This window comes from Shewanella sp. ZOR0012, assembly GCF_000798835.1.
Taxonomy (GTDB): domain Bacteria; phylum Pseudomonadota; class Gammaproteobacteria; order Enterobacterales; family Shewanellaceae; genus Shewanella; species Shewanella xiamenensis.
On sequence record NZ_JTLE01000019.1, the window covers coordinates 1 to 4254 of the forward strand.

At 47.2% G+C, this 4254-nt stretch carries 7 protein-coding genes; all 7 read left to right on the forward strand.

What is annotated here, in order from left to right; genetic code table 11:
• The coding region (locus L976_RS23450) for a rolling circle replication-associated protein (protein WP_052183937.1) at positions 1-1376 on the forward strand (1376 nt) is incomplete at its 5' end.
• Positions 1355-1555, forward strand: a complete 201-nt coding sequence (locus tag L976_RS00750) for a hypothetical protein (RefSeq protein ID WP_047533157.1) — start codon at positions 1355-1357, stop codon at positions 1553-1555. The genes L976_RS23450 and L976_RS00750, both read left to right, overlap by 22 nt.
• Positions 1548-1769: a hypothetical protein gene (locus tag L976_RS00755; RefSeq protein ID WP_047533159.1), complete on the forward strand. Its 222-nt coding sequence runs from the start codon at positions 1548-1550 to the stop codon at positions 1767-1769. Before L976_RS00750 ends, L976_RS00755 begins: the two co-directional genes overlap by 8 nt.
• A 1-nt stretch (position 1770) precedes the next feature.
• Positions 1771-2154 (forward strand): hypothetical protein, encoded by a 384-nt coding sequence (locus tag L976_RS00760; protein ID WP_047533161.1) that lies wholly within the window; start codon positions 1771-1773, stop codon positions 2152-2154.
• Between the two features lie 57 nt (positions 2155-2211).
• Entirely contained in the window at positions 2212-2640 is a 429-nt protein-coding gene (locus L976_RS00765) for a hypothetical protein (protein WP_047533164.1), read from the forward strand.
• Positions 2612-3274: a hypothetical protein gene (locus L976_RS00770; protein WP_047533168.1), complete on the forward strand. Its 663-nt coding sequence runs from the start codon at positions 2612-2614 to the stop codon at positions 3272-3274. The genes L976_RS00765 and L976_RS00770 overlap by 29 nt, the downstream gene beginning before the upstream one ends.
• Before the next feature lie 37 nt (positions 3275-3311).
• Positions 3312-4254 (forward strand): hypothetical protein (locus L976_RS00775; RefSeq protein WP_047533170.1); only part of this gene is annotated, 943 nt, incomplete at its 3' end.

The window sequence follows — 4254 nt, forward strand, 5'->3', positions numbered from 1 at the left end:
CTGAACTCGGTCGGGTAAACCTTGAAACGGGCGAAATGTTGCCGCCGATGGACAACAGTACCCGCAAGTCAGACCGTAGCGGCGTAGTCCTGAACAAAACGCCCGTTGTTCGGGTGTCTCATCGCGCTTGGTCGAATGAATACCGGTTACGGGTTCAAGCCGATATGCCGCCAAGTGATGCGCCGCCGCAACAATCGGGCGACCGTGTGACCAAGGACTTAAGCAGCCGTGGCGCTCGCAATATCTTGGACTCAGGCGCATATGTGGCCGCAGTGCGTGGCGGGTTTACCACGTTTTTAACGCTCACTTTCAACAGTGCCGCACGTGAGCGGATTGTCAGCGGCGAGTCGACCATAGGCGCGGAGTGTTCGCGCTTCTTTGATGCGATTAGCAAAATGTATCTGCGCGGCTGGTCAGCCGATGGGGCGATTCTTAAATCTGAAAACGGTTTTGACTGTATCGGCGCAACTGAGACTGTGGAGCCCGCGGGCGACAAACTCGATTATCTATGGGTAGCGGAAGCGCCCAAAAACAAGCAGGGCGAAGTTAACCCGCATTGTCACGTGTTGCTGCGCTGGCAAGTTGAGCCGCATTTGTTCCATGACTGGGCGGCGCGTATCGAAGCGCTTTGGGGGCAGGGGTTCGCCAATCTACAACGCATTAAAAGCGCCAATGCAGCGGGCGGCTATTTGCTCAAAGCCTTGGGCTATCTGACCAAAGGCGAGAAGGCCGACCAAGGCGAAATTAAGGGGAACCGCTATAACATTTCAAAATCAGCCCGCGCCGAGCCATGGGAAACCATCGCCAGCTATCACGCTGAGCATATGGCCTCAATCATTGGTGAAATCAAATACAAGCTAGAAAACCGCGCCGCCCCTGTGCGCCGTGAAATTGGCCGCGCCTATGGTGCGCTTGAAAAGGCCATTAGGGACAAAGCTGTAATGAAGGCGCAAAACCGCGCCGATGCCCTCGCCAAAATTAATAAGCGTATTGCCGAACTCGAGCAAAAAATCAAAACCAGCAAGGCGGCGCTCAAAGCGGGCGAGGTTCGCGTCTGTGACTATCAACTCACATTCAAAGGTGCTGAGGCACTTTCTAAGTTTTTCAATTGGGCAATTGGTGCTCGTCAATGGCAAGGCTTAAGCAGCGCCAGCGAGTTTAGACCTAACAAGATTTGTCAGCGCCTTTGGACAAAGGGCATTAACGCCGCCCGCGCCACCTATAGCGCGGTGCGAAATCGCCTCGCCGAAAAAGAATGCCTTTGGTCGGCATGGCTGGCCGAAAAGCTAGTGCCAGAGCGCGACCTCGAAACCGAAATTTTAAACCACCAACAAAACCTGAAGGAGTACCACCAATGGCAATTCAAGCCTTGTTAGAGCAACACCAAAAAATTGGCCAAGTGATTGAGGCAGCAGAAAAGGCAATGCCGTTTCAAGCCATTACCTTAGCCAAAAAAGCCGCCAGTCAAAGCCATGACCTGTTAGGCGACATTATCGAGCACGTTGCCGAATTGGATAAACGCGTAAATGCGATAGAGGGGCGTAATCATGGGTAATCATGCAAACAAACGCGCCGCCGCAGCGGTGCACAATGCCCGCTATGCCGAGCGTGAAGCGATTCGGCCAAATATCACTAAATCGCCTGGTCAAACGGTGGCTAAAAAAGTCGAACCTGTATCGAGTGAACCCGTTAAGCCAGCAGCCAAACCTAAACGCCGTTGGCTTGGTTCAATACTGGCGGCTTTTATGCCCACATCATTAAGGGGGTAGCATGGCACGTAAACCTAAAAATGAGGATATAGGCGAAATCCTTTGCCCATTCTGCAATGAAAAAGCCCCAGTGCGCCGCGACTGTAACGGCAAACTCTACTATGTGAGTAAGGCGGGAATGATTAAGCCTAACTTACCCACGGGGCAAGATTGGATGCTTGAAAATGCCGTGATTTGGTCACCAACACAAAAAGCGGAAAACCAAGCCGTAACGGAACCTGAAACCGCCAAGCCGTTAACGAGTCCTGTCATCATTAACGGGGTCAAAATCCCGCCCATTCCTGCCCGCGTACCCGTTAACGAGTCCACAGGACAAATCCCCGTTACAGGGGCAGAATCGCCAACGGAGGAAAAGCCAACCTTTATTAAATGGCTAATCGGTTAACGAGCCAGCCACAAGCCCATTAACGGCGTGATGCCGTAACAGTCCCAAGGGGAAATTATGTTAGAACAAGACCAACTGCCCGAAGAAGATTTAACAGGCGTAGAAGCCGAGCATTTTACCGAGTTCGATGCCGCCCTAGCAGCTGCCCAGCAAATCGAAGGGGGCGGACTTCAAGCCGAAAACCAAGGTTATCAACCCACACAAGCCGCCCATGTATCAGGTAGCGAGCTAATCGCGCCGATTGTTGGCCTGACTTGCGCCATTTTTGCCCCTAACTGGAATATTTCACCTGAGGAACAACAAGCCCTTGCCGACAGCTACGGCGCATTAATCGACAAGTATTTCCCCGAAGGGGCGGGAGCCTTTGGGGTCGAGCTTAATGCGCTGATTATCACAGGGGCAATTCTCGCACCGCGTTTTAAAACCCCACGCCACGCTGAAAAGGAGGTGAAAAACGATGACCAGACCACCGAAAAAGCGGATTGATACCAGCCGCAAGGCTGATGTGCGGGTCGTCTGTGGTGCAACGGGGTCGGCAAAGTCGAGCTATGTTAAGGCCGAGCTTAAGCGGCTTAAATGCCCTCGAGTAATAATTTGGGATCCAGTGGATGAATACGGCGAGCTTGAGGGCATTGTTAAAGTAACTACCGCCGCAGCATTAGTTGATATTCTCAGGCGTTACCCAAGAGGCGCGTTAAAGGTTCGCTTTGTTACCACTAACTTTAAGCTGTTTGAAGTGTGGGCGCAGTGTGCCTTTAGCTGGTGCAATGCCGCCGTGGTCGCCGAAGAAATTGCCGATGTGACTAGCCCCAGTAAAGCCCCGCCATGGTGGGGGCAGGTGATACGCAAAGGCCGCGCCCGTGGCCTAGCGCCTATCTTTGCCTTAACCCAGCGCCCCGCCGAATCCGACAAAACCGCATTAGGTAATGCGACCATTATCCGCTGTGGTCGCCTAAGCCGCGCAGCCGACCGCCGTATGATGGCCGCAGAAATGGATATTAGCCCCAGTGTGCTGGCGAAGCTGGTGCCTCTGGATTATGTGATGAAGGATATGAATACCAATCAGGTAGTAAAGGGGAATATCAAAACTTCAAAAGTAGAAATTGTAGATTTGATTTAGTTATTTGAATATCATAGAAAAAAACTGAGGAAAATCTATGAGTATCAAAGGATTGTTGCATTACAAGGCATTTTATATAACATTGATTGTTGGCACTATATCTGCAATCATTGTTACAGCAATAATATTTTATAATGATGTATGGACTGGTAACATCAACGCTTGCGGAACAAGCAAATGCTTTTCATACTTTGTTGACTTATTTTCTTTCCCTATAGAAATTATGAAAGCAACTGTCGCACTGTTAGCAATAGTTGCATTATTGCACAAAAGTGAAGAAACTCAGTATCAAATTAAAATATCATTATCACAAAATACTTACAGTAATTATTTTCATCATCGAAAAATAATTAATGAAGAGTTAGATAGCAAGTTATTGGATAGTGATGTAAAGATTGTTAGCTTTAACTCTTTTTACAATCTTCTATTCCCAAAAAACAAACCAAATAAGTTTGAATTTACATCAGACATAAATGATGTTGAAGTTCTATATAGAGATTTTTTTGACAATTTATTTAGTCAAGGCTCCTTTGCCAGAATTTATGGTCGTGGAGGTAGCTTAGGAACTGGTGTTGTTCGGCTTGGAAGTGTAAGTATTAAAGATAAATTTGATATTATTCGCGAGTTTGATGATGCGATTTTTGAACTACTTGAATCTTTTGGTTTAAAAGTTGTTACTGAACATTACACATTGAATCAAAGCTATGCAGTTTATAAAAGAAAAGCACTCTCATTAGATGAGTTTAGTACCGTAGAACATGAAAGCATATCAAATTATGACATTTCAAAAATTTTAATTCTTTTGCGGAATATTGGAGAGATAATCAACAAGCTATCTTACTCTAATAGAGAGTTAAGTTTTTTAACTATCGGGGATGACATATTTAGGCAAAAATTTAGAACTCAAGACACATTTTTTATGGTTGTGAGAAATATAGATGCTCAAAAGAAAAAAATAATTAAAGATATAATCCAACCAT

Bases quoted from the DNA above. Each gene is read 5' to 3' on its own strand.
- L976_RS00750 (WP_047533157.1), top strand. From the start codon at position 1,355: ATGGCAATTCAAGCCTTGTTAGAGCAACACCAAAAAATTGGCCAAGTG.
- L976_RS00755 (WP_047533159.1), top strand. From the start codon at position 1,548: ATGGGTAATCATGCAAACAAACGCGCCGCCGCAGCGGTGCACAATGCC.
- L976_RS00760 (WP_047533161.1), top strand. From the start codon at position 1,771: ATGGCACGTAAACCTAAAAATGAGGATATAGGCGAAATCCTTTGCCCA.
- L976_RS00765 (WP_047533164.1), top strand. From the start codon at position 2,212: ATGTTAGAACAAGACCAACTGCCCGAAGAAGATTTAACAGGCGTAGAA.
- L976_RS00770 (WP_047533168.1), top strand. From the start codon at position 2,612: ATGACCAGACCACCGAAAAAGCGGATTGATACCAGCCGCAAGGCTGAT.